We start from the raw sequence: 23,028 nt of genomic DNA, 5'->3' as shown, positions 1-23,028 counted from the left end.
GGAAATCAAGATGACGAAAATATTAGTGGCTGAGGATGAACATGCGATTCGCAGTTTCATCGTCATTAATTTAAAGCGAGCGGGATATGAAGTAATTGAAGCAGAAAACGGACGGGAGGCATTGGACCAGTTTGAGCAGCAGACGTTTGATATTTTGTTGCTCGATATCATGATGCCGGAAGTCGATGGATTTGCCGTTTGCGAACAAGCCCGCTCTAAAGATGAAGTCGTCGGCATCATCATGTTGACGGCACGGACGCGTGAAGAAGATAAAGTCATGGGCTTAAGTGTCGGAGCCGATGATTACATCGCGAAGCCGTTCAGCCCCGCGGAGCTGCTCGCACGGATTCAATCGTTACTTCGTCGCGTCGAGACGTTACGTCGCCGTAAACAACCGCGTGAATTGCTGTCCGGACCGTTTCGAATCGATCTTGGGGCGAAACGTGTCCAAAAAGCAGGTGTGGATGTGGAAGTGACACCGACCGAATACGATTTATTGTGTCACTTCATCAAAAACGAAGATCAAGTCATGTCGCGTGATGAACTGTTGGATGCCGTCTGGGGCGAAAATTACTTTGGCGATCGCAAGACGGTCGATGTCAACATCCGTCGCCTGCGTCAAAAGATTGAAGAAAATCCAGCCGAACCCGAGTTCATTGAAACGTTATGGGGTCATGGATACAAATGGCGTAACGAAAAATGAAACGACAGATTCTGATGCGTTTCATGACGATCATTACCGTGACGGTGTTACTTGTCATCGGCATCTTATCGTTCGTGACGTACAACTATTATTATGTGACGGCAACGGATGTCCTGAAACGGCACGCCAATGCCAGCGCCGTTTTATTCGCCAACAGCGGACTGGCGTATGATTTTCAGGATTCTGAGGCGACGATTCATGAAGTCCTCGATTCGTATGCGTATACGGACGCTGAAATCGAAGTGTTGGACGTCAAGGGAGTCCCCCGTTACTCGTCGACCGGCTTCGTATCCAAGCGGAACCTGACAAAAGAGGAAGCAACCCGTCTGTTGGCAGGCGACACCATTACGAAACGGTATGACGACCCGAGTACGGACGAACATTTGTTGGAAGTGACGGAACCGGTCGTATCGTTTGGTCAAACGACAGGAGCTCTTCGGTATACGACCTCACTCGCCAAAATTGATCAGCGGGTTGTCGAGATCTGTTTGGCGATTCTTGTCTTAGGGATCATGATTTGGGGACTGGCTTACATTTATTCGTCACGCCTCGTCTCATCCATCGTCCGTCCGATCCAGGAAGTCATCGGTGCGTCCGATCAGATTGCGAAACAACATTATGATGTCAAAGTGAATGAGGAATATACATTTGAATTAGGCGAGTTGGCCCGGACGATCAACTATATGGGACAACAGATCAAACAACAGGAAACACTGAAAGACGAGTTCATCTCGGGGATCTCGCATGAACTGCGAACGCCGCTGACCTCAATCAAAGGCTGGAGCGAAACCTTACTGGCAGAACCGGAACGCTTGCCGGAAGAAGCCTCGCTTGGCATGGGAATCATCCATTCGGAAACGGAACGGTTGATTTCACTGGTCGAACAACTGCTGGACTTTTCCAAGCTTGAAACGAGCCGCCTCGTTTTATACCGTCAAGAAGTCAACCTCACGGAAATCATTGAGGCGGTGACGGCACAGCTGCGTCAAAAACTGGAGGAGAAAGACATCCGGATCGTCCGGAAACTGCCGGCACAGGTGATTGGTCTATACGACGAGAATCGATTGAAACAAGTTTTCCTGAACCTGCTCGATAATGCGATTCGATTTTCACCGACAGGCGGCGAAATCACGATCCGTCTGGTCCGTTCGGAACGGGTCTTGTTCCTGTCCTTCAGCGATGAAGGACCCGGGATTCCGAAAAATCACCTCCGTCACGTAACGGAGAAGTTTTATCAGGTCCAGAAAGGGAAAGGTGGAACGGGGCTCGGACTGGCCATCTGCCGCGAACTCGTCGAAGCGCATGAAGGAAAACTGTTCATCGATAACCAGCCGGAAGGGGGCGCCATCGCGACGATTCTCCTGCCGGTCACAAAAGCATAACGAAAAAGTCAAATGAGAAGCGCTTTCGAAACCGAACTGGTAAAGTAAAATGGGAATAGAGATTTACTGTAAGACGAAACGAATGGAGGAATCAGTCATGGCACTTGGCGTATCGAACGGAACATTAAGTCCGCTGACCGGGAAACCGAATGCGGTATCGACACAAACGGACAAAGAAGCGTTGAAAATGGCACCTTTACCGTTTAAAGGCAATCTGACAGAATCAAAGTTTCAAATCATGCGGATTCTCCAAAGTTTGGACCGGGTGGACGTCGTGAAAGAAGATGCCCAGTACATTCATGCGGTGTTCTCAAGCAAACTTCTACGTTTCAAAGATGATGTCGAATTTTATTTTGATCCATCGGCTCAGCTCGTCCATTTCCGCTCGGCTTCACGCGTCGGATATTCGGACTGGGGTGTCAACCGGAAACGGATGGAAGAGATTGCAACACGATATAAGGAGGTTTCCCGATGAAAAGTTATCAGTTGGTCGTAATCGGCGGGGGCGCAGCCGGAATGACGATTGCTGCGGGTGCAGCAAGTCTCGGTGCCCACGTTGCATTGATTGAACGGCATACGCATTTAGGGGGAGACTGCCTGCATTACGGATGTGTACCTTCGAAAGCGTTGATCGAAGCCGCCCATGATGTCCATGTCATGAAGCAGACGGCAGCTAAATATAACATCACACTGAACGGGGACGCCGTTTATGCGAAGACGAAAGCAAGTGTCGATCGGGCACGTAACATCATCCAATCGCATGACGGGACAAAACGTTTTGAAGATCTGGGTGTAGATGTTTATATCGGGGAAGCGAGTTTCTTAAGTGCCAATGAAGTTGAAGTGGCGGGACAACTGGTTGTTGGTGAAAAATTCGTCATTTCGACCGGGTCACAGCCGATCGTCCCACCAATCGACGGACTGGATACGATTTCTTATTTAACCAATGAGACGATTTTTGAACAGACCGAACGTCCTGAACGATTACTCGTCATTGGCGGCGGAGCAATCGGACTCGAACTTTCACAAGCTTATGCGCATCTCGGAACCGAGGTGACGGTCATCGAAGGCGCAGATTCCTTGATGCCGAAGGAAGACAGAAGCATGGTCACCGTGTTGCAACGCCAAATCGAACAAGAGTTGACGCTGCATCTCGCCACGACGGTCACGAGTGTCCGGAAAGCGGCGAACGGGATTGAAGTGACGGTCAAAACGGGAGACGAATCACGTGTCATCGAGACGGATGCGGTACTCGTCGCAGTTGGACGGAAACCACGGATCGAAGCATTGCGTCTTGACCGGGCCGGTGTTCAAGTCGAAAAAGGATATGTTCAAGTTGATGCGTCGCTTCGGACGAACCAACGTCACATCTTTGCCGTCGGTGACACGATTCAATCGTTACCGTTCACGCACGTTGCGGGTCTTGAAGGAAAAACGGTCGTCACGAATGCCTTGTTCGGTTTACGGACAAAACCGGATTACCGTGCGGTGCCATGGGTGACATTCACGACGCCCGAGCTCTTCCATCTCGGATTGACGGAAGCAGAGGCGCGTCAAAAGTATGACGACATCAAAGTCTACGAAACAGGACTCGATGAAGTCGATCGTTTTGTCATTAACGGTCGGACGGAAGGGCGTGTCAAACTGATTGCGGATAAGCGGGGGAAATTGATTGGTGCCCACGCGATTGGCGAACAGGCGGGCGAATGGATGCAGGAAGTCGTCTATGCGATGGCCCGTAAAGATAAGGTTGGTCAACTGTCGCGTGTCGTCCATCCGTATCCAATCCGAGGAGCAGCCGTCCAGCGTGCAGCCGATCTGTACTGGCGTGAACGGTTGTTTGATGGTCCATTACCAAAATGGTTAAAACGATACTTTGATTGGAAACAAGGAGAATAATTCATGCAACAATCCGCAAAAAAACGTAATTTTGTTCCACTCGTCATTATCCTGACGCTCGTTATCAATTTGTTGGTCGCACTGTTATTTTTTGCGCCGCCGTTACAAGTCGGTGACGGGTTTGACTGGACGATCCTTCCGTTCTTGAATGCGATTTTTAACAGCTTCACATTCATGTTATTACTCGGAGCCTGGATTTCGATCCGCCGTGGAAATCGTATCAACCACCGTCGTTTTATCGGTGGTGCGATGACGACGACGACGCTGTTCCTGATTTCGTACGTCACTTATCACGCGGTCAGTGAGTCAACGAAGTTCGGAGGAGAAGGGGTTGTCCGTCCGTTGTACTTCTTTATTTTGATTTCACACATCATCTTAGCGGCAGTCATCGTCCCATTGGTTCTGATGTCGCTTGCCCATGCGTTAAATCAAAATTTCGAAAAACATAAGAAGTGGACACGGTTTACGATGCCGCTTTGGTTGTACGTCAGTCTTACGGGTGTCATCGTCTACTTGATGATTCGTCCGTATTATTAAAACAGCAAACAGGTCCATCCCGGAATAGTCGAGGATGGACCTGTTTGCGTTTCTTTTATGATGGCGTGACTTTCGTCTCGTCGAGAACATTTTGTGCTTTAATATCAATCAACGGACGAATCAATACTTCGACACGGCGGTTTTGACTCCGACCGCTTTCCGTCTGGTTGGAAGCGATCGGTTGATATTCACCGTATCCACTGACGGTAAACCGTTTAGGAGCAAGCTGCGGATTACGTTGGAGCGCCCGCATGAAGCTGATTGCCCGCTCGGTGCTCAGCTCCCAGTTGGACGGATATTGTGCCGTGTTGATCGGAATATTGTCCGTATGACCGGACACCTGAATCTGACGCTGACCGGCTTTGACGAGTAAATTACTCATCCCCTGGGCAATCTGAACGGCATTGCCACGCACTTCGGCCTGGGCAGGGGAGAAGAGCGCACGGTCACGGATTGTAAAGACCAGTCCTTCATTCGTCACTTCGACTTTGATGTCTTTTTCGAGCTTCTGTTGTTTGATGTAGTCATTTGCTTCTTCCTTGATTTTTTCAAGTTCGGCGATTTCATAACTTTGCGCCTTTGTCCGGGCATCCGTCTTTTTGGAGTCCTCTTCTTCCTGTGAGGTCGACAACGAACTGTTCGTGATCATCCCGGAACCGCCGTTAAAGACGGAACTGAACGATTGGGACATCGCTTTAAGCTTGACGGCATCGACATTACTCGAAGCGAACAGAACGATGAACAAGGCAAGCAACAACGTCAGAAGATCGGCATAAGGAATCAGCCAACCTTCGGAGATATGTTCGTCATGCGGCTTCTTTTTCCGTTTCATACGTCGCACGCTCCTTCGGTGTCAGATACACAAGTAGCTTATCCTCCAGATTTTTAGGGGACTCTCCATTCTGAATCGATAAAATCCCTTCGATCATCATTTCATACAGTTGGATTTCATTGGCTGATTTTTGCTTGAGTTTGGTAGCGAACGGGAACCAGAGGACATATCCCGTGAAAATCCCGAACAGGGTTGCGATGAACGCACCGGAAATCGCATGGCCCAATTTTTCGATATCCGACAGATCGGACAAGGCAGCGACGAGTCCGATGACGGCTCCGAGTACACCAAGAGTCGGTGCATATGTACCAGCTTGCGTAAAGATGTTGGCGTTGGCATGATGCCGTTCCGTCATGTTTTCGAGATCGCGGGTCATGACATCTTCGACATATTCAGACGGTTGTCCGTCGATGACCATCATGACACCACGGCGCATGAAGGCATTATCCACTTCTTCGAGTGCTGTTTCGAGTGATAACAATCCTTCTTTTCGAGCTTGTGTCGAAAGTGTTAAAAACTGTTGCAACAGCGTTTGTTTCGTCATCAGTTTTTGCTCAAAGAAGATGACCTTAAATAAAGCGGGAACGATTTTGAGTCGCTCTTTCGGAAATGAGATCATGATGGCCGCAATCGTTCCGGCAAAGATGATGACAAGTGCCGCCGGGTTCAAGAGGGCGACCGGCGAAGCCCCTTTTAAAATCATTCCTCCGACTAGGGTGATGAGGCCTAGTATAATACCAATAATCGACACGATATCCATTTGTTTGTGCCACCTTTCCCCATGTTGTCTGATCGTGAACGAAAAATAAAAAGAGCAGAAGAGGCGTCTTCTGCTCGGAAATCCAAAAACCGAGTATCAAGCGCCGTTTTCGTCGATAAGCAATTGAATGCTTTCGTTTCGTTCGTCACGCTCTATATCGGTTAATACATCGTATTTTTTTAATGCAATATACAATTCATTCAGAATTGATTGATCCACATGTAGTGATAATAACTCCTCGAACTGATAATACAACTGTGCGGGCATCCATTGTGATTGGCGTTCCAGCCTTCGCGAGACATCTTCAATCGAATGTTCAGCCGTCCTAGGGTCCACTGTTTCCCTCAACCTCCTTTTATGATTAAACGTCGACTTTTATCTATTTTACCAAAAAAAAACGAAAAGGTTTAGCAGATTGTACAATTAGATAGAACTAATGTTTTGGAGAGAGTATGATAGATGCAATTGGGTCATTTCACATAGGAGGAGTACGAACATGTTTTCACATAAAAGACGTTCGCGATTGGCCAAGTTTGGACGGCTCGGGGAACTGATTTATCATCAATTTGATAAGCCGGCCCGGTTCATTGCGATGGGGTTTACCCTGACCATTCTGTTAGGGGGATTTTTACTCTGGTTGCCGGTCTCACAGCAAGCAGGACAAGATGTTTCCTTTATTGATTGTTTGTTTGTTGCGACGTCTGCCGGTACCGTAACCGGATTATCGCCGATCAATATCGCGGAAGCCTACAATCTGTTCGGGCAAATCATTTTAATGCTGTTGATTCAGGTCGGCGGACTTGGCTTCATGACGATTGCGCTTGTCTTATTGAGTGTAACCGGTCGGAAAATCGGGATTCGTCAACGGATCATCATTCAAGAGATGTTTAATCTCGACAGTCCGGGCGGAACGATTCGTCTGGTGCGGAATATCATCGTCACGACCGTCGTCGTCGAATTGATCGGTATGGTCCTGATTGCGCTCGACTTGTTTATTCAGTATAAGTACACATTCGGGAAATCGTTGTACTATGGATTGTTCCACGCCATTTCGGCCTTCAACAATGCCGGCTTTGCGTTATGGGGCGACAACTTGATCGGTTTCCAGCAGGATACGACCTTTATCCTGACGATTGCCGCGTTATTGATGATTGGTGGACTTGGGTTTACAGTCATCGCCGACTTATCAGCGAAGCGCAGTTGGAAAAAAATTTCGCTCCATTCGAAATTAATGGTCATGTCGCTGCTCGTCATCAATGGTCTTGGGGTCATTGCAATGATGATCTACGAATGGGTATCGAATCTCGGTTCACTCAAAGAGTATTCGTTTTTTGAGGCGCTCCATATTGTATTCTTCCAAGTCGTCACGACACGGACGGCAGGTTTTCAGACGATTGATCTGACGACGATGGTGCCGCTCTCGATCGGGCTCATGATGGTCCTGATGTACATTGGGGCAGGTTCGGCCTCAACGGGGTCGGGGATTAAGGTCACGACGGCTGCCGTCATTCTAAAGAATGTCTGGACCTATTTGCGGGGGCAACGGGAAACGGTGTTGATGCGTCGGACCGTTCGGCCACAAGCGATTCAAAAAGCTTATGCGATTGCCGTGTTCAGTCTGTTGTTCATCGCCTTGATCACGACGCTGCTTGCTTTATCGCAACCAAACGTGCCGTTCATCGGATTGTTTTTCGAAACGGTTTCAGCGTTCGGAACAGTTGGATTGTCCTTGAATGTCACAGCAGAATTAAATGATTTCGGAAAATCCTTGATCATGTTCATGATGTTGGTTGGACGGGTCGGGTCCTTGACGATTCTCTTCACCTTTGCGATGCAACACGACCGGACGATTCGTTATCCAAAAGAAAACATGTTGATTGGTTGAGTTTCTATAACAGTCAAAAAAAGTGTCCTTCCGCCCGTATTGATTGGGACGGAGGACACTTTTTTAATGGACGAAGGACAGGCGTTCTGAAATCGGTCGGATGGCGACGCGTGCGTCCGTCATCCGGTCATCGCGTGTCATGCGGTTGTCCTCTAGAATCTGCCACTTTGCACCGTGCAGAGTGTTCAAGGCTGTCACGATCTCAAAAAACGAATGATTGGAATTCCCGTTCGCCAGATAAAGACCGGGCGTATACGTCGTAACAATCGTGTACAGCGTCTGTGCCGTATCTTCTAAAAAGGCGCAGGAAGGATACCACTGTGTGCTGGCAGGAATCGGACCGGTGACCGCGTGGCGTTCCAGATAATCAATCATATTATTGGATCCGGCTGCTTGTCCGATCTGCCAACCGATCCGGACGATGTACGCATCGGGGTTGACCGCTTGAATCAGACGTTCGCACGTTCGTTTGTATGCGCCGTATTCATCCGTTGCTGCCGGTGCGACGGTAGGATCATGCGGTCCTATTTGGTCGTCGGCATAGACGGAAGCAGTACTTGTAAACAGAAACGGAATGTTTCGTTCAAACGACAGCCGCGCAAGCGTTTCGGCGAATTCGGCCGGACCCATCCCGATATGGAGCAACAGGTCGGGTTGGACCCGATCGATGAACGCTTCCATGATAGCAGGGTCAGTCGTTGAGACGACGGACCGGTCCCAGGCGGTGATGTCGTAATGGTGGGAACGGAAGACGTCTGCAAGGACAGGAGCGACCGTTCCGTTCATCCCGGTGATTAAAACGTTCATAAGGGTTCTCCAATCTGTGAATGTTTTGTTTTGTAATAGGTGACGAGGCGGGGAATCAGTTCTGCCAAATCAGGGCAGATGATGCCTGTCCCGTCGAGGTCACGTAATGTGTTGCTCGTATCATAACGGACCGGGTGAACGAAGTAATCGAGCGTCTGGCGCTGCATCTGTAATCGTTTGGCAACACGCGGCGTCAATAGCGATGTGACGAGACGAAACGGGACGACCCCGCGGGGATAGGAACCGTAATAGACGACATGCAGCATTTCGTAAATCGCCCGTGCGCCGTGCGGGAAGGGATCCGTCAAATGATAGGTCGTCCGGATTCCGGCTGGCGCATGACTCAAGTAAGTAGTCGCCGCAACGACATAATCATACGGAACGAGATTGACGAGTGCGTTTGCCCGACCGGCGTACGGCAAGGGGGCAAACGTGTCCAGCAGGCGAAGGGCGTTCAAGATAAAGTAGACGCCGTCCCATTTCGGTGTTTCGCCGGTTTGTGAATGTCCGACGACGATACCGGGACGGATGATGGTATACGGAAGCGTACCGATTTCGTCGCGGAACCGGACTTCCGCTAAATATTTGGTTTCCTCATACGCATTTTTAAAATCAGCGTGATGAAGCAGTTCCTGTTCGGATACCGTCCCTGTTCGTAAGCCGGACACGTAAGCCGTGCTGAAGTAAACATATCGTTCCAGATGGACGCATGTATGCGCCAGTCGTGTCACGTTGGATGTTCCGATGACGTTAATCCGAAACGCCAGGTCATACGAAGTCGCTAAATCATAACGGGCGGCGAGATGAAAAAGGTGGGTGACACGGGACGCAAGCTCTTGCTGCATTGCTTCCGATAAGCCGAGTCCTTCTTTTGTAATATCCCCTTCTATTAAAATCAACTGTTCTTCTTGTAAGGCAGTCGTCTTCAAAAAATGATTTTTCTGATCCTCGGCGCCGGCCTGCTCCTGCTTAAGATAAAGCAGATAAAAGCAGTCAATTTGTTCCGGTACAAGTGCGAGTCGCTCGACGAGCTTCGTTGCCAAAAAACCCGGGAAACCGGTCATCAAGTAAGTTCGTTTCATAGTTTCTCAAATTCCTTTCGTGGATCGAGATCCAGTACGATCGTGAACGTCGATCCTTGATTCAGTTCCGATTCGACGGAAATCGCACCACCGTGGGATTCAATGATCTCCTTGCAGATGGCAAGTCCCAGCCCTGTGCCGCCTATCTTGCGGATGGCTGAGTTATCGACCCGGTAAAATTTCGTGAAGAGCTTATCAAACGCATTTTGTGGAATCCCGAGTCCATAATCGATGACGGTCAAACTGGCTTGATCCGCCGTTTTCTTCAAGCGAACATCGATGTGGTCACAGGAAGGAGAATATTTGATGGCATTCGATAACAGATTGATGATGACTTGTTTGATCTTGTTTTCGTCGGCAAAGATCATGATCGGGTCATCCTCCAAATGAACCTGAATCGTATGGGTTTCGGCATGTTCGCCAAACGTCTCGATCGTTTCGAGCAAAAGTTGACGTAAGGAGAACGGCTTGAAGACGTAATCTTGTTTACCGCCTTCCATCCGTTGAATATCCAAAAAGTCGTCTAACAGTGTCGTCAGCCGTTTGGCTTCCTCATGGACGATTTGGATGTATCGTGTCGTTTTCTCCTGTGTCGGTTGCCGGTAGCGCAGCAGTTCCATGAAGCCGAGAATCGAGGCAAGTGGTGTGCGTAATTCGTGCGATACGGTGCTGACAAGTTCATCTTTGACTTGATCCATTTTTTGTTCCTCTGTCCGGTCACGGAAGACAAACAAAAAACCATGCCGGGAAAAGCGGCTGCGTTCTTTTTTGATTGATGTCGCATAAAATTCAAAGTAATGATTACTGGATTCATCCGGCTGCTGTAACATGAACCGGAAAGAAATTTCGGAATGTTTTCCGGCCAGTAACTCTTCAACTTGCTGCAACATGGCGTAGCGGGTTGCTAAATCCAGATTTGGGATCATGCTGATCCGTTCCTGAATCTTACTTGGGGCGATGCCCGGGACATCCAGTAATTTTCGCGCTTTGACGTTCATGTAGATAAAGCTGCCGTCTTCCTCCGTCAGTAAAAAGCCTTCATTGGAAGCTTGAAGAATGGACTGGGTGATGTCCCGCTGACGCATGATGGCATTTTTTTCACGCTCCAACATTTTTTCGATTTTTTTCCGTTCACTGATATCCCGAACGACAGCGACACGCATCCGTGTTTTATCGTAGGTGATTTCACGCGGGAAAACCTCAATTTCGACAGATGTTCCATCCGCCCGCTGTCCGATGACTTCATACGGTTCCTCATAGTGGGCGGCGATGCGTCGCATGACAGACTCTTGAAATTCAGGTTGAATGAAATCGAGAATCTGATGTCCTTTCATCAGTTCGAGTTTCGTCCGAAAGATGATTTCAGCAGCACGATTGGCATCGAGAATCACACCTTGATCATGGAAGATGACCGCTTCAAGAACGGACTCGGCAATCAGCCGGAAACGGCGTTCACTTTTGGCAAGATGCGTTTCGACTTGTTTTTGTGAACTGATGTCCGTGATGAATAAGAAAAATCCGCCGCTTTCGAGTCGTGTCATATAGAGACGTCCCTGAAAACGTGAGCCGTCTTTTCGATGGTAGGTCCATTCGTTTTCCGTATCCCGACCGTGAAGTAAAAGAATGTCTTCATCCGCCAGATTTTTTAGATTCAACTGCTCCAGGTGCTGTTTTCGAAGCTGAAATTCGTCTGCATCATGCAATGCGATGGGTGTGACGTGATCGAGCGGATGCGTCAAATCAAATCCGAACAGTGTACTCGCCGCTTCATTCATCGAGGTGATGAAGAAATCCGAGTCGGTCACAAGCAAAGCGGCATCAATCGTTGAGTTCAACAGCTGTCTTAAGTCGAGTGATTTGATGGTCACGAGATAAAAATCAGTCTGCTCCACCGGTGAAAATGTTAACGCATAGGGGGGAGAGACGATCCGGACCTGACGAGAGAGCGGGAAAAGTGTTTCTTCTATTGAAAAAAATGAAGTAAGCGAAACATCAGCTGACGCTGTCAGGAACTGTTTATGAAATGCAGGATTCGCAAAGTCGATCATACCTAGTCGATCAACCAACACGACAGGTTCTTCGAGAGCGCGTAACGTTGCATGGATGACTCTGCTTGAAGAAGGAGATGAATGTTCTGCCATGAGCTGCCTCCTTAAAAGAAATAAAACGACCCAATTGCCGTTAATGATGCGTAGTGCTGTTCACTACGTACTCTTTGTCTTTATTCTCCACTTGGACATGACGTTCCTCTTTGAGAAACAAGGGAGCGATAAATTTTAGTATGATGAAAAAGAAACGAAAATCGAACGATACGAAAAAGGAGTAAAAATGACGATGCAGAAACGGACGAAACGAAGGCTGATTGCCTTGCTATTCGCATTTATCGGAATAATTGGATCTTATTTTATTTCGAGTTCATGGGAACCTTTAATCTTGATTATCAGTATAGTAGGGTGTATACTCTTTTTAATCCTTTCTTTCCTGACACCATCGCTTGAAAATCGACTGGATCGGATGGAAGGCAGAGAGTTTGAAGAATGGTTGGTCGAGCTTTTTGAAACAGCCGGGTATCGTGTCGAGTTGACACCGGCCTCACGTGATTTCGGAGCAGATTTGTTGATTGAAGACGCACAAGGGTATAGGATTGCGATTCAAGCGAAACGATACAGTTCAGCAGTTGGTTTGGAAGCCGTGCAGCAAGTGGCTGCGGCTGTCCCGTTTTACGACATGGATGAAGGATGGGTCGTTACGAATTCGACTTATACGGAAGCCGCTTATCAGTTGGCGGAACCGAACCGGATTCGATTGATTGACCGAAAAGAATTACTGGAATTTGCCCATGAGATTGGCTTTCGCTAAGGTTGTCGAATGATTGTCGACAAAAGGGGGTTGTCAATTTGTTCAAACGGTGCAATAATCATTTTCGTTAACGAAATATCAGTCAGATAAAGAAAATCAAATTATTAGGAATGTCTAAATATACTGGGGACGAAATACCAGCACTTTTTAGCAGTGAGAGGAGAATTTCTGTTGCGCAAAGTTGTCTATGTGCAGGGTTGCGTTTTTTCGCAAGGTCATGCCGCGATTTATGATGAATCGCACCAAATGATTGGTGCAGTTCAACACGACGAAACGGGTCGTGTCCAAGTAATGAATGGTGAAGGTAGAGGGGTAGCGTTTGGTAAGTTCATCCCGACATGTAAAAAATGGGTCGTGATGAACCACGATGGTCAAGAAGTAGGTCAAATGCGTGAGAAATTTTCACTCTTCTCGAAGAAATGTGAGTATAACGTGTATGAACGTGGCACGTATACGATTTCCTTCGACCTGACAAAAGGAAAATTCTCAGTTCGGAGTTCAGCAGGCGAAGTCGTCGCAGAATTATTGCAGGACGGTGATGAGTACCGCCTTGTCAAAGATGCGGATAAACTGTCGATGTATGAATTGCTCTCTGTCTTAAAAAGTCTGACGAATAACGTCAACTACAAATCGCTTACAGCGGTCTAACCCAAAAGATGTCCCCCGATTCATCGGGCGGACATCTTTTTTTTTGTTAAGTGTGTAAGACATGTTGCAGGCGTTGCTTCGCTTCGTGCGTCAGATGCGATATACGGCGTGCATAGAGACAAAGCTGAAGGACATGGACCGTTTCAGGGCGGTAGGCGTTGATGCGTTCTAATGAGCGTCTCAGACGTTTTTCCGTCAATTCAATCGGACCACTGGTTTCGGCATGTTGTGTATAAACAAGATAAAAATCGAGGGGACTGATCAAGTCATCCTCATCGATATTCGGGTTTTTAAAGACAATCGTCAATAACTCCCGTGTTTCTTCTAATGAAAAGAGGTGCTTCAAATCATCGAGCAAGTAGATGATGGCAGCTTGGTTGATTGAATATTTTTTACCACGGTGCGGGACACCAATGATGTCTCGGACTTCTCGTTTCGTCCAGTTTTGAATCGTCGTTGCCGACATATGTTCCCCGATCAATGCATTGGCAAGATGGACGATTTCATTAATGGACAACCCATTTTTTGTTGGGTCGAACTGTTTGAGACGTGTCATTACTTTTGGAAGCTCAGCTTCCTCTTCAGAAACGAGTGTACCGATTCCTTTGCCTTCTTTTAAACGAAGCAGGCAGCCAGATAACGTTTGAACTGCTTGAGCATCATACATTCAGAATACTTCCTCTCTAGAACGTCATTTGACCTTATGTTAACAAATGGAGGTTCGAAAGAGCAAACGCCAATCGAACGAAGTACAATGGAACTATCAGAAAAAGGGGGATTCGTATGGAGTGGATTGCTGCAATTGGAACAATCGTCATCGTCGGAATCGTCTTAGCCGGATTGGAGTGGACAGGACGGAAAATACAGGCACAACCCGAAACGGTTCGGAAATGGATTCATATCGCGGTCGGACATTGGGTCTTTCTGGCGCTTGCCTGGATCGATCAGTGGTACATTGCAATCGTCCCGTTGCTGTTCTTCACGGTTGTGAATCTCATCACCTTAAAACGAGGTGACGGACAGATGAATCAAGTCGAGCGAGTATCATACGGGACGGTGTATTACCCAGTCGCCTTGGCCTTATTAGTCATGTTATTTTTCGAACAGGAACCGATGGCTCTCGTCGCGGGAAGCATGGTTCTGGCCTGGGGAGACGGATTGGCCGCTCTCGTCGGGAAACGTTTTGGAAAAACATTTTATACCCGCGGAAACATAAAGCGATCGTTTGAGGGAAGCATCGCAATGTTCCTCGCCTCGTTCCTTGTCCTGACGGTAACATTTTTGTTTTATGAATTACCGTCTTGGCTCGCCGTCAGCTACGGATTTTTACTGGCCAATATCGCCACGTTGATTGAAGCCGTTTCGTACCGGGACACCGACAACTTGTTGATTCCATTGACGATTGGTGCCCTCGTCGCCTTTGCGCTTTAAGTCATCCGCGGTGCTGCAGGCGATTCATCCAGTACCGCGACCGGATGGACAGATACAACGGAACGGATCGCAGTCCGGCATGACGAAACGTCAAGTCGCGGCACATATCGGTGAAAATCTTGCGGTACATCCGTTCGTCGGATTGATCATGGATGGCTGCCCACATACTATGTTCGACCATCAAAGACAGAAGCGAATCGAGCCGCGCAGTGGTTGCTTCGTCCGGTTCACCGTCAAGTGTCTTACAAAAGGCGTCATACCGCATTTCAGCGTTATTAGCGGCAATGGCATGAAACACCATATCGTGCCGATGCTCAGGGATTTCGAGCAGTATTGCGTAGAGCGATTCCAAGACATAGTCGTCATGATCCGGCATCGACTGCATCATATCGACCATCATCAGTGTCCCTTCTCTGTCAGGACCGATCTTTTTCAAATACTGGAGAGCGTGATGCGCAGCCTCCCCATGAAATGTACGGTCATAATAATGAACGGCAAGGTAACGATGGACGATCGGTTCGCCCGGGAAAAGCTTGAGGGCAGTCAAGAAATGTTGTTCTGCCTCATGTTGAAATTGCTCCATTTCGCTCATCAAACCGAGAAGCAGATGAGCCCGGACATGATCTCCTGTCTTGTCTCGCGCTAGCTCGATTTGTTGACGTGCCGCTGAAAATTCTTTCGCATGAAACAAAGTATAGGCATGTGCGATGCCGAGAAGGGGATGGGTCGGTGCTAACTTCTGGAGGTATTGGATTTTTTCATGCAGTCCGTCCATCTCGTTTTCAGAAGTCAGGTGATTTAAGAGATCAAGTTCCGCAAAGGGAATCGTGATGTCGTTTGAATGTGCGTGTAACGTATGTGTCATATCTAGTCCACCTTATGTCATGTTATCTTTTCATCATAATCATATAGGATATCTGACATAAGAAACAGTCCGTTGCGCGAAGCAACGGACTGTTTCTTATTTGCATATGATGCGATTAAGCGTGCAAGTGCAGAACATCCTCAACGGATTTATACGTGTAACCTAAGTCGCGTGCAACAGCTTCGTACGTGACGAACCCTTGCGCGACATTCAGACCTTTTTCAAGAGCCGGATTCTCAGCGAGTGCGCGGTGTGTGCCTTTGTTTGCGAGTTCCAGAACATAAGGAAGTGTCGCATTCGTCAAAGCGAGTGTCGATGTGCGGGGAACAGCACCCGGCATGTTGGCAACAGCATAATGGACGACACCGAATTTCTCATATGTCGGATCATCATGTGTTGAAATCCGATCGACGGTTTCAAAGATACCACCTTGATCGATGGCAACGTCCACGATGACAGAGCCCGGTTTCATCCGCTCGACCATCTCAGCCGTGACGAGTTTTGGCGCTTTTGCTCCCGGAATCAAGACGGCACCGACGACGAGGTCACTTTCAGCGACTGCTTCCGCAATCGTGTACGGATTTGAGATCAGTGTATTGATTGAATTCCCGAAAATGTCATCGAGCTGACGGAGACGTTCCGGACTGACATCGATGATGGTGACATCTGCACCAAGACCAACCGCAAGCTTCGCAGCGTTTGTTCCGACGACACCGCCACCGATGACCGTGACTTTACCACGACGGACACCAGGAACACCTGCTAACAGGATGCCCATGCCGCCATGCGGTTTTTCCAGGAACTGGGCTCCGATTTGTGACGCCATCCGACCAGCCACTTCACTCATCGGTGTTAAGAGTGGTAACGTCCGGTTTTTCTCAACTGTTTCGTAAGCGATGGCTGTAATGTTTGAATCAACGAGTGCGCGTGTCAACTCAGGTTCTGCTGCGAGGTGCAAGTACGTGAACAATGTCAGTTCCGGACGGAAATATTGGTATTCCGAAGCAACCGGTTCTTTTACTTTAAGTGCAAGCTCAGCGGTTGCCCAAACTTCAGCAGCTGTTTCGATGATTTGTGCACCGGCCTGCGTATATTCTTCGTTCGTAAAGCCACTCCCCATACCGGCAGTTGTTTCGACGATGACCGTATGTCCTTGACCCGTTAAGGCTGCTACCCCAGCAGGCGTTAACGCAACACGGTTTTCGTTATTTTTAATTTCCTTTAATACTCCGATGATCATAAATGCGATCCCCTTTCGCGAATAAACAAACAGTGTTTCACTTCCCCTTCAGTATACGAGAAATGAAAGCGTTCTACTTTATCGGCGATTTCAAAAATACAGACAATCCTTTGTGAAAAATCACAAAGGATAACGGTCTGCTTTTAAATACAAGTAAAGGAGCGCACGTTCCGGGAGTGACTCCATCCGAATGCCGGCTTCTTCTTCGATCCGGCGCATCCGGTACAGGATTGTATTCGGATGGACGTGCAGATGGGAAGCCACCTGCTTGACGTTCCCGTCATAGTGAAGGAACCATTCCAACGTTTCACATAAGGAGGCAGCATGTTTGCCGTCGTACGCACGCAACCGCTCAATCTCTTCAAGCCGGACGGTCCGTCGGCGCAAGCGTTCGGAAAAGATCGGCAACAGTTGGAATAACCCGAGCCGTTCATACCGGGTCACCGCGTCCAGCTCAAAGGGAAAGGCATCCTTTAACCGTAAGACGATTCCCGTCTCTTCGTAACGGTCCGGAATGGATTGGACACCGGTGAACACTTCGCTGCTGGCAGAAATGAAGTTCGTATAATTGAACCGCTCCGCGAGCATTTGTCGAAACGATTGGATGAAGGCATCAAATTGAAGCCGTTCGTGTTGGGCATCTTGATCGTTTGTGCTGATCCACAAAATAAAATCCGTTTCATCATACGCATACAGGAGCGGACGAACGGTTTGCTGAATCGTCAGCAAGTAACGCAACCGATCCGCAAGACGGGGTGTGATGGCCTCCGAGAAGCGGATCACCATCAACCGACTGATGCCGGGTGGAGCCAAGTGGAGTTTCGAAAAGGTCTTCAGGATTTCCGATTCGGGCATGTCTTCATGAAGCAATTCAAAAAAGAACTGTTCCGATTTTTCTTCCTGCCGTTTCTTTTGCATATCAATTGCGAGCAACTGACGTTGGGCGAGCAGGGCACCTTTTTTTAAATCTGCCAATTCCGTTGTTGAAAAAGGCGTGGTCCGGGCGATCGACCAAATGTAGCCGAGAATTTCCGTATCTTGTTTAATGGCGATTGCCACCCGATCATTCAGACCGACACCGGTCCGAGCCGAAATGATGAGAGGTTCATCTTGGGCAGCCAGATTTTGAATGACTTCATCTTTCCAAAGTTGATCGATGACGGATTCCGGAACCCGTCGACCGATGATGGTTGCAATCCGGGCCGGGTCCGTATCGGCAGTATGGGTACTGTAAGCCAGTAATCGATGATTTCGATCCTCAATCGTGATCGGTGCGTTTAAGGCAATTCCGATGGCTTCCGCCAAATCATCGAGCGAATGGTAGGTCGCTTCTAACATAAAGACATTCCTTCTTTCTCTCTGAACATGCTGATGTTCTCAGTATATCTTGGTTTGTGTAAAATCACAAAAAGTTTCGTAATGGATTGTAAGATTAAACAAACTTGTGCTAAGGTGGGCGACAGAGTGTAGGTTAAAGAGAGAGAGGATCAACGAATATGGATGTGTTACAACTAATTTCTTCATGGATCTGGGGAATTCCCAGCATGGTCTTGTTGGTCGGGACAGGACTGTACTTTACGATTCGTTTACGCGGCTTACAATTTCGGCGCTTAAAACAGGCGTTTCGTCTGGCATTGACGAAATCCGAGCATGGTAAAGGGGAAATCAGCAGTTTTCAAATGCTGATGACATCACTTGCTGCGACAATCGGAAACGGCAACATCGCGGGTATTGCCGTCGCTTTGACGATGGGTGGACCGGGTGCTGTCTTTTGGATGTGGATCATCGGATTGATTGGAATGGCGACCAAATATGCCGAAAGTTTACTTGCGATTCTTTACCGCGAACGAAATGATCGCGGGGAAGTAGTCAGTGGACCAATGTATTATATTGAAAAAGGGCTTGGAAAAGGATTTAAACCACTCGCGGTTGCCTTTGCGATTTTCGGTTTAATCGCGTCGTTTGGTGTCGGGAATACGGTTCAAGCCAACGCGATGTCGACAGTATTAAATCAGACGTTCCACGTTCCGTTGCTTGCATTCGGGATCCTCTTGGCGATTGCGGTCTACTTTTCAATCCGAGGCGGATTGGAACGGATCAGCTCGATCTCGACGATTTTTGTACCCTTGATGAGTCTGCTCTACATTTGTGCTGCACTTTTGATTTTAGTCATTCAGGCGGATCAAGTGTTACCGGCACTTGGACTGATTGTGCAATATGCGTTTGAACCGCTTGCGCCGGCGGGAGCGTTCACGGGTATTTCGATCATGGTTGCGATGCAAGTTGGGGTCGCGCGCGGAATCTTCACGAACGAAGCAGGGCTTGGAACGGCTGCCTTGATTGCAGGTTCGGCTAAAAGTGAACGTCCGGCGGAACAAGGGTTGATTTCGATGACCAGTACGTTCATCGTGACCATCATCGTTTGTACGATGACGGCGCTCGTGTTGATGACGACCGGTTTTTGGGATCCAACGGGCGGGGAGTTATCGGGTGTTGCCCACGATGCGTCGCTGTCTGGCGCAGCATTGACTTCAGCCGCCTTTACAAGTGTCCTTGGATCAAGCGGAGCCTGGATTGTTGCTTTTTCGGTGTTCTTCTTCGGCTATTCGACGATTATCGGATGGTACGTCTACGGAGAAAAATGTTTGGAGTATTTAAGTGGTGCAACACGTTTTAATGAAGCGTACCGGATCGTTTTTGCGGTTGCTGCATGTTACGGTGCGGTGGCGAATCTGGAGCCGCTTTGGCTGGTTGCGGATATCGCGAATGGGCTGATGATGATACCGAACTTGATCGGTATGTTGTTGCTGTCGAAAATCGTCATCGATCATACGAAACAATATGAGGCGGGAACGATTCGACGGGTAGCATGATGAAATCAGATGAAACGAGAAACGAGGATGGCAGATTTACAATCTGCCATCCTCGTTTTTTTTTTGCAATTGATGTTGTGTGCAGACTGCTGCACGTAAGAAAAATAAGTTACCGTTTCGCAGAACGTCTCCGACCATAGACGACCAGGGTCAATAAAAAGACGAGGCTGAGGGCAATCAGCACAATCAAGGAAGCAACGTTGAAATGAAGCACTTCTAGAAGCACACTCAATGCAACCGTCAAATAGAAGATGCCCAAATATTTTTTGACGAAGGCACTCTCAAAATGGGCCAACTGTTTGGCACCGATCGGCGCACCGAGCAAGGCGCCGATGATCAGCATGATACCGACGAGGAGGTCAACATCGGTACTCGCGACCGTGTAGTTGACGAGACCGGATAACACAATCAATAACGCAGAGGCGATACTTGTTCCGACGGCACGTTTGAGTTCATAACCGGCAATCCCGACCAGTAACGGTGTAATGATGAATCCACCGCTGACCCCGAGTAAAGACGAGATGAAACCAGCGAACAAGCCGATGAAAGCAAGGGCAAGATAGCGGTTTTTCCAACCTGTCTGAGGACCGGTCGTTGATTTGGGGCGCAAGAATTTATTGGCGAAGTATAATAACAGACCGATGTAGACGATCGAGATGACCATATGCGCCCCGTTCACTTCTTCCAATCGAAGAACGATGGGAGTAGCGATGGTAGAGCCGATGATACCGACTAAACCGACTACCAGACTGTCACGCCAAACGACGTTTTTTAAACGGAGATGGGACAGCGTACCGGAGACCGTTGAGCCCAATGTCAGCATTAAACTCGTCGCGATGGCGACACTTGGTGCAAAACCGAGAATCAACAATAACGGAGTCAGAATGATTCCGCCGCCGATTCCGAAAAAACCAGAGATGATGCCAATGAAAAATCCGAGAGGTAAAAAATAATAAAAGTCCATCTATGCCATTCCTTTCACGATCTATAATACGGTAAGTATGGCAATCTACCTGCAAAATGTAAAAGGGAACGGCTCCTTCAAGGGGGTTGAAGGAGCCGTCGAGGGGATTATTCTTTGGATGCAGCCACTTCCGTCGCTGTATCGATGCCGGTATTGGCTTTGACGAGAATCCGTTCGAAGTTACCGGCAACCTCGTCGGATTTTGTAACAAGCGTCCCGATGATCGCACCTAGAAAACCAAGTGGAATCGAGACGATTCCTGGATTCGCCAGCGGGAATAGAGCTTCCCCGACGAACAAGGCTGAACCGTCGACTGCCCAGATATTCGGACTGAGCGCAACGAGAATCAGAGAAGAAAAAAGTCCGACCATCATTCCGGTGACGGCTCCGCCAGTACTGAAACGGCGCCAGAAAATCGTAAGCAGAATGACGGGTAAATTGGCACTTGCCGCAACAGCAAAGGCAAGCGACACCAAGAAGGCGACGTTCATGGATTGGGCAAACAGTGCCAAGACCATTGAAACGAGCGCGACGGCAATCGATGCCAGCCGAGCAGCCGTCATTTGTTCTTTTTCCGTCGCTTGTCCTTTACGTAAGATGTGACTGTAGAAGTCATGGGCAAAGGCGGAAGCGGCAGACAGGACCAGTCCGGCAACTACGGCGAGGATCGTCGCAAAGGCGACGGCAGCTACGAAGGCAAAGAGTAAGTCGCCGCCGAGTGCTTGAGCAAGCAGAGGGGCTGCCATGTTTCCGGCAGCGTTTGCGGCAATGATATCTTCCGAACCGACAAACGCGGCAGCTCCAAAACCAAGGAAAATCGTTAAGATATAAAACGCACCGATGATCCATGTTGCATACACAACGGATTTACGGGCAGTTGGTGCATCCTTGACGGTGAAAAAACGAATTAAGATATGCGGCAGTCCGGCTGTTCCGAGGACAAGCGCCAAGTTCAACGAAATCGTATCAAGCGGCAGCTTAAACTTATTCCCTGGATTCAAGAACGAATCGCCGAGTGGTGTCGCTTGTTTGACTTCGGAAAACATCTTCATGATTGAAAAATCAAACTTCGCAAATACCATAAAGGAGATGACGGCTGTTCCGGCCATCAAAAGCACGGCCTTGATAATTTGCACCCACGACGTCGCGGTCATACCGCCAAAGACGACGTAGACCGTCATCAGGATACCGACGATGATGACACTCGTTGTGTACGGGATACCTAGCAACAGTTCAATCAAGGCACCGGCTCCGACGAGCTGGGCGATCATATAGAAAATCGAGATGACGATCGAGTTCATCGCGGCGACACCCCGGACTTTGGAAGCGTTGAAACGGGCCGCGATCATATCCGCCATTGTATATTTTCCTAAATTTCGCAACGGTTCAGCGACGAGATAGAGCACCACGAGATAAGCGACGAGGAAACCAATCGAATAAAAAAATCCGTCAAAACCGGCTAAGGCGATCATACCGGCAATTCCTAAAAAGGAAGCAGCCGACATGTAATCTCCAGCGATGGCCATTCCGTTTTGGGCTCCGGTCAGTCCGCCGTCCGCTGTATAAAAGTCATTGGCTGTTTTGGTTTTGCGTGCGGCAAAATATGTAATGACGAGTGTCAAACCGACAATCGCCGAAAACAGGGCGACAGCTGTATAATTCATCGGGACTCCTCCTTGATCTGTTCGACCAATCGGTCAAACGAACGGGCTTTTTTGTTATAGAGGGTACAGAACGTCCACGTCATGATGAATTGAAGGAAAGCAAATAGCCAAGCACCTGTGATATCTCCGATCAGCGGTTGATTTAAAAATGTAAAATAGCTCGTCATGACAGGGAGGGTAAAATAAAAGACAAGACAAAACAGAATCGCAGGAATGATAAAGCTGTTTTTTTCGTGCATCAGTTGTCGAAATGAAGCACTTTCGACAATCGTCTGTGCGGAGCGTGTCGTCTCCGTCTTCGTCGATTCCGATACTTGGTGCATAGGGACGCCTCCTTTAAAAATGAATTTAAATTCATTATAGAGACAGTCCGGTTGGAAAATCTATCCTAATTTAATGAAGGAAAAACATGAAATTATACTAATATTGGTCTTACCAATTTAATGTAAGCGTTTCCAATGTTGGACAAAATGTGAACGATATTCAAGTATAATAATAGTGTGAGAAAATGATCCAAAAGTCCTGTGTCTAAATGGACGCAAAACCTGACCGTTCAATCACTTAAAAGCGACAGATCTCTTTGAGGATAAAAGAGAT

At 48.2% G+C, this 23,028-nt stretch carries 23 protein-coding genes; 10 read left to right on the top strand and 13 right to left on the bottom strand.

Annotation, left to right across the window (positions count from 1 at the left end):
* Positions 1–10: 10 nt before the first annotated feature.
* The 5 genes from KNP87_RS09025 (at position 11) to KNP87_RS09005 (ending at position 4,521) form a co-directional block, all read left to right on the top strand.
* Positions 11–703 carry a response regulator transcription factor gene (locus tag KNP87_RS09025; protein ID WP_026831732.1) on the top strand — a complete coding sequence of 231 codons (693 nt, stop codon included), beginning with the start codon at positions 11–13 and terminating at the stop codon, positions 701–703.
* Positions 700–2,085, top strand: a complete 1,386-nt coding sequence (locus tag KNP87_RS09020) for a sensor histidine kinase (protein ID WP_026831733.1) — start codon at positions 700–702, stop codon at positions 2,083–2,085. The genes KNP87_RS09025 and KNP87_RS09020 overlap by 4 nt, the downstream gene beginning before the upstream one ends.
* Before the next feature lie 97 nt (positions 2,086–2,182).
* Positions 2,183–2,560 carry a DUF1499 domain-containing protein gene (locus tag KNP87_RS09015; protein ID WP_026831734.1) on the top strand — a complete coding sequence of 126 codons (378 nt, stop codon included), beginning with the start codon at positions 2,183–2,185 and terminating at the stop codon, positions 2,558–2,560.
* Complete coding sequence (locus KNP87_RS09010) at positions 2,557–3,984, top strand: dihydrolipoyl dehydrogenase family protein (protein ID WP_026831735.1); 1,428 nt, start codon at positions 2,557–2,559, stop codon at positions 3,982–3,984. Before KNP87_RS09015 ends, KNP87_RS09010 begins: the two co-directional genes overlap by 4 nt.
* 3 nt (positions 3,985–3,987) lie before the next feature.
* Positions 3,988–4,521, top strand: a complete 534-nt coding sequence (locus KNP87_RS09005) for a DUF420 domain-containing protein (protein WP_214721481.1) — start codon at positions 3,988–3,990, stop codon at positions 4,519–4,521.
* A 55-nt stretch (positions 4,522–4,576) separates the two neighbouring features.
* On the opposite strand, the gene motB is transcribed toward KNP87_RS09005, so the two are convergent.
* From motB to KNP87_RS08990, 3 genes are all read right to left on the bottom strand, one after another.
* On the bottom strand, positions 4,577–5,353 hold the full coding sequence (gene motB, locus KNP87_RS09000; RefSeq protein ID WP_026831737.1) for a flagellar motor protein MotB: 777 nt from the start codon (positions 5,351–5,353) through the stop codon (positions 4,577–4,579).
* Entirely contained in the window at positions 5,328–6,113 is a 786-nt protein-coding gene (gene motA, locus KNP87_RS08995; RefSeq protein ID WP_026831738.1) for a flagellar motor stator protein MotA, read from the bottom strand. The genes motB and motA overlap by 26 nt, the downstream gene beginning before the upstream one ends.
* Before the next feature lie 96 nt (positions 6,114–6,209).
* Positions 6,210–6,449 (bottom strand): hypothetical protein, encoded by a 240-nt coding sequence (locus KNP87_RS08990; RefSeq protein WP_026827175.1) that lies wholly within the window; start codon positions 6,447–6,449, stop codon positions 6,210–6,212.
* A 160-nt stretch (positions 6,450–6,609) separates the two neighbouring features.
* On the opposite strand from KNP87_RS08990, the gene KNP87_RS08985 reads away from it, so the two are divergent.
* Complete coding sequence (locus KNP87_RS08985) at positions 6,610–7,998, top strand: TrkH family potassium uptake protein (RefSeq protein ID WP_214721480.1); 1,389 nt, start codon at positions 6,610–6,612, stop codon at positions 7,996–7,998.
* 63 nt (positions 7,999–8,061) lie between these two features.
* Here the strand turns inward: KNP87_RS08985 and KNP87_RS08980 are convergent, their stop codons facing one another.
* The 3 genes from KNP87_RS08980 to KNP87_RS08970 are packed head-to-tail and all read right to left on the bottom strand — an operon-like array spanning position 8,062 to position 12,028.
* The gene (locus KNP87_RS08980; protein WP_214721479.1) at positions 8,062–8,805 is read right to left on the bottom strand and encodes a sugar nucleotide-binding protein; all 744 of its coding nucleotides are present in this window, start codon (positions 8,803–8,805) and stop codon (positions 8,062–8,064) included.
* On the bottom strand, positions 8,802–9,887 hold the full coding sequence (locus KNP87_RS08975; RefSeq protein ID WP_214721478.1) for an SDR family oxidoreductase: 1,086 nt from the start codon (positions 9,885–9,887) through the stop codon (positions 8,802–8,804). The genes KNP87_RS08980 and KNP87_RS08975 overlap by 4 nt, the downstream gene beginning before the upstream one ends.
* Entirely contained in the window at positions 9,884–12,028 is a 2,145-nt protein-coding gene (locus KNP87_RS08970) for a PAS domain-containing sensor histidine kinase (protein WP_214721477.1), read from the bottom strand. The genes KNP87_RS08975 and KNP87_RS08970 overlap by 4 nt, the downstream gene beginning before the upstream one ends.
* 193 nt (positions 12,029–12,221) lie before the next feature.
* On the opposite strand from KNP87_RS08970, the gene KNP87_RS08965 reads away from it, so the two are divergent.
* Both KNP87_RS08965 and KNP87_RS08960 read left to right on the top strand, forming a co-directional pair.
* Positions 12,222–12,746 carry a restriction endonuclease gene (locus KNP87_RS08965; protein ID WP_026831743.1) on the top strand — a complete coding sequence of 175 codons (525 nt, stop codon included), beginning with the start codon at positions 12,222–12,224 and terminating at the stop codon, positions 12,744–12,746.
* 171 nt (positions 12,747–12,917) lie between these two features.
* Positions 12,918–13,394 carry an LURP-one-related family protein gene (locus KNP87_RS08960; RefSeq protein WP_026827182.1) on the top strand — a complete coding sequence of 159 codons (477 nt, stop codon included), beginning with the start codon at positions 12,918–12,920 and terminating at the stop codon, positions 13,392–13,394.
* A 46-nt stretch (positions 13,395–13,440) separates the two neighbouring features.
* On the opposite strand, the gene KNP87_RS08955 is transcribed toward KNP87_RS08960, so the two are convergent.
* A complete protein-coding gene (locus tag KNP87_RS08955) occupies positions 13,441–14,061 on the bottom strand; it encodes a DUF1836 domain-containing protein (RefSeq protein WP_026831744.1) in 621 nt (206 codons plus the stop codon).
* 116 nt (positions 14,062–14,177) lie between these two features.
* Between KNP87_RS08955 and KNP87_RS08950 the strand changes: the two genes are divergently transcribed.
* Positions 14,178–14,825, top strand: coding sequence for a diacylglycerol/polyprenol kinase family protein (locus KNP87_RS08950; protein WP_028105465.1), 648 nt, complete (start codon positions 14,178–14,180; stop codon positions 14,823–14,825).
* Between the two features lies 1 nt (position 14,826).
* On the opposite strand, the gene KNP87_RS08945 is transcribed toward KNP87_RS08950, so the two are convergent.
* The 3 genes from KNP87_RS08945 to KNP87_RS08935 form a co-directional block, all read right to left on the bottom strand.
* The gene (locus KNP87_RS08945; RefSeq protein WP_214721476.1) at positions 14,827–15,690 is read right to left on the bottom strand and encodes a tetratricopeptide repeat protein; all 864 of its coding nucleotides are present in this window, start codon (positions 15,688–15,690) and stop codon (positions 14,827–14,829) included.
* 115 nt (positions 15,691–15,805) lie between these two features.
* A complete protein-coding gene (ald, locus tag KNP87_RS08940; RefSeq protein WP_026831747.1) occupies positions 15,806–16,930 on the bottom strand; it encodes an alanine dehydrogenase in 1,125 nt (374 codons plus the stop codon).
* Positions 16,931–17,050: 120 nt separating this feature from the next.
* Entirely contained in the window at positions 17,051–18,268 is a 1,218-nt protein-coding gene (locus tag KNP87_RS08935) for a PucR family transcriptional regulator (RefSeq protein WP_026831748.1), read from the bottom strand.
* A gap of 158 nt (positions 18,269–18,426) precedes the next feature.
* On the opposite strand from KNP87_RS08935, the gene KNP87_RS08930 reads away from it, so the two are divergent.
* Positions 18,427–19,803, top strand: a complete 1,377-nt coding sequence (locus KNP87_RS08930) for an alanine/glycine:cation symporter family protein (RefSeq protein ID WP_119923475.1) — start codon at positions 18,427–18,429, stop codon at positions 19,801–19,803.
* A gap of 109 nt (positions 19,804–19,912) precedes the next feature.
* Here KNP87_RS08930 and KNP87_RS08925 read toward each other — a convergent pair whose 3' ends face one another.
* From KNP87_RS08925 to KNP87_RS08915, 3 genes are all read right to left on the bottom strand, one after another.
* A complete protein-coding gene (locus tag KNP87_RS08925) occupies positions 19,913–20,767 on the bottom strand; it encodes a sulfite exporter TauE/SafE family protein (protein WP_214721475.1) in 855 nt (284 codons plus the stop codon).
* 107 nt (positions 20,768–20,874) lie between these two features.
* Positions 20,875–22,431, bottom strand: coding sequence for a solute symporter family protein (locus KNP87_RS08920; protein WP_214721474.1), 1,557 nt, complete (start codon positions 22,429–22,431; stop codon positions 20,875–20,877).
* Positions 22,428–22,754 (bottom strand): DUF485 domain-containing protein, encoded by a 327-nt coding sequence (locus tag KNP87_RS08915; protein ID WP_028105470.1) that lies wholly within the window; start codon positions 22,752–22,754, stop codon positions 22,428–22,430. Before KNP87_RS08915 ends, KNP87_RS08920 begins: the two co-directional genes overlap by 4 nt.
* Between the last annotated feature and the right edge of the window lie 274 nt (positions 22,755–23,028).

Source organism: Exiguobacterium sp. s192, from assembly GCF_018618795.1.
GTDB classification, from domain to species: Bacteria; Bacillota; Bacilli; order Exiguobacteriales; family Exiguobacteriaceae; genus Exiguobacterium_A; species Exiguobacterium_A undae.
This window is presented reverse-complemented; position numbering and strand designations above follow the sequence as displayed.

Excerpts from the sequence above, each read along its gene's own strand:
- KNP87_RS09025 (WP_026831732.1), top strand. The coding sequence starts at position 11 with ATGACGAAAATATTAGTGGCTGAGGATGAACATGCGATTCGCAGTTTC.
- KNP87_RS09020 (WP_026831733.1), top strand. The coding sequence starts at position 700 with ATGAAACGACAGATTCTGATGCGTTTCATGACGATCATTACCGTGACG.
- KNP87_RS09015 (WP_026831734.1), top strand. The coding sequence starts at position 2,183 with ATGGCACTTGGCGTATCGAACGGAACATTAAGTCCGCTGACCGGGAAA.
- KNP87_RS09010 (WP_026831735.1), top strand. The coding sequence starts at position 2,557 with ATGAAAAGTTATCAGTTGGTCGTAATCGGCGGGGGCGCAGCCGGAATG.
- KNP87_RS09005 (WP_214721481.1), top strand. The coding sequence starts at position 3,988 with ATGCAACAATCCGCAAAAAAACGTAATTTTGTTCCACTCGTCATTATC.
- motB (WP_026831737.1), bottom strand. The coding sequence starts at position 5,353 with ATGAAACGGAAAAAGAAGCCGCATGACGAACATATCTCCGAAGGTTGG.
- motA (WP_026831738.1), bottom strand. The coding sequence starts at position 6,113 with ATGGATATCGTGTCGATTATTGGTATTATACTAGGCCTCATCACCCTA.
- KNP87_RS08985 (WP_214721480.1), top strand. The coding sequence starts at position 6,610 with ATGTTTTCACATAAAAGACGTTCGCGATTGGCCAAGTTTGGACGGCTC.
- KNP87_RS08980 (WP_214721479.1), bottom strand. The coding sequence starts at position 8,805 with ATGAACGTTTTAATCACCGGGATGAACGGAACGGTCGCTCCTGTCCTT.
- KNP87_RS08975 (WP_214721478.1), bottom strand. The coding sequence starts at position 9,887 with ATGAAACGAACTTACTTGATGACCGGTTTCCCGGGTTTTTTGGCAACG.
- KNP87_RS08970 (WP_214721477.1), bottom strand. The coding sequence starts at position 12,028 with ATGGCAGAACATTCATCTCCTTCTTCAAGCAGAGTCATCCATGCAACG.
- KNP87_RS08965 (WP_026831743.1), top strand. The coding sequence starts at position 12,222 with ATGCAGAAACGGACGAAACGAAGGCTGATTGCCTTGCTATTCGCATTT.
- KNP87_RS08955 (WP_026831744.1), bottom strand. The coding sequence starts at position 14,061 with ATGTATGATGCTCAAGCAGTTCAAACGTTATCTGGCTGCCTGCTTCGT.
- KNP87_RS08950 (WP_028105465.1), top strand. The coding sequence starts at position 14,178 with ATGGAGTGGATTGCTGCAATTGGAACAATCGTCATCGTCGGAATCGTC.
- KNP87_RS08945 (WP_214721476.1), bottom strand. The coding sequence starts at position 15,690 with ATGACACATACGTTACACGCACATTCAAACGACATCACGATTCCCTTT.
- ald (WP_026831747.1), bottom strand. The coding sequence starts at position 16,930 with ATGATCATCGGAGTATTAAAGGAAATTAAAAATAACGAAAACCGTGTT.
- KNP87_RS08935 (WP_026831748.1), bottom strand. The coding sequence starts at position 18,268 with ATGTTAGAAGCGACCTACCATTCGCTCGATGATTTGGCGGAAGCCATC.
- KNP87_RS08930 (WP_119923475.1), top strand. The coding sequence starts at position 18,427 with ATGGATGTGTTACAACTAATTTCTTCATGGATCTGGGGAATTCCCAGC.
- KNP87_RS08925 (WP_214721475.1), bottom strand. The coding sequence starts at position 20,767 with ATGGACTTTTATTATTTTTTACCTCTCGGATTTTTCATTGGCATCATC.
- KNP87_RS08920 (WP_214721474.1), bottom strand. The coding sequence starts at position 22,431 with ATGAATTATACAGCTGTCGCCCTGTTTTCGGCGATTGTCGGTTTGACA.
- KNP87_RS08915 (WP_028105470.1), bottom strand. The coding sequence starts at position 22,754 with ATGCACCAAGTATCGGAATCGACGAAGACGGAGACGACACGCTCCGCA.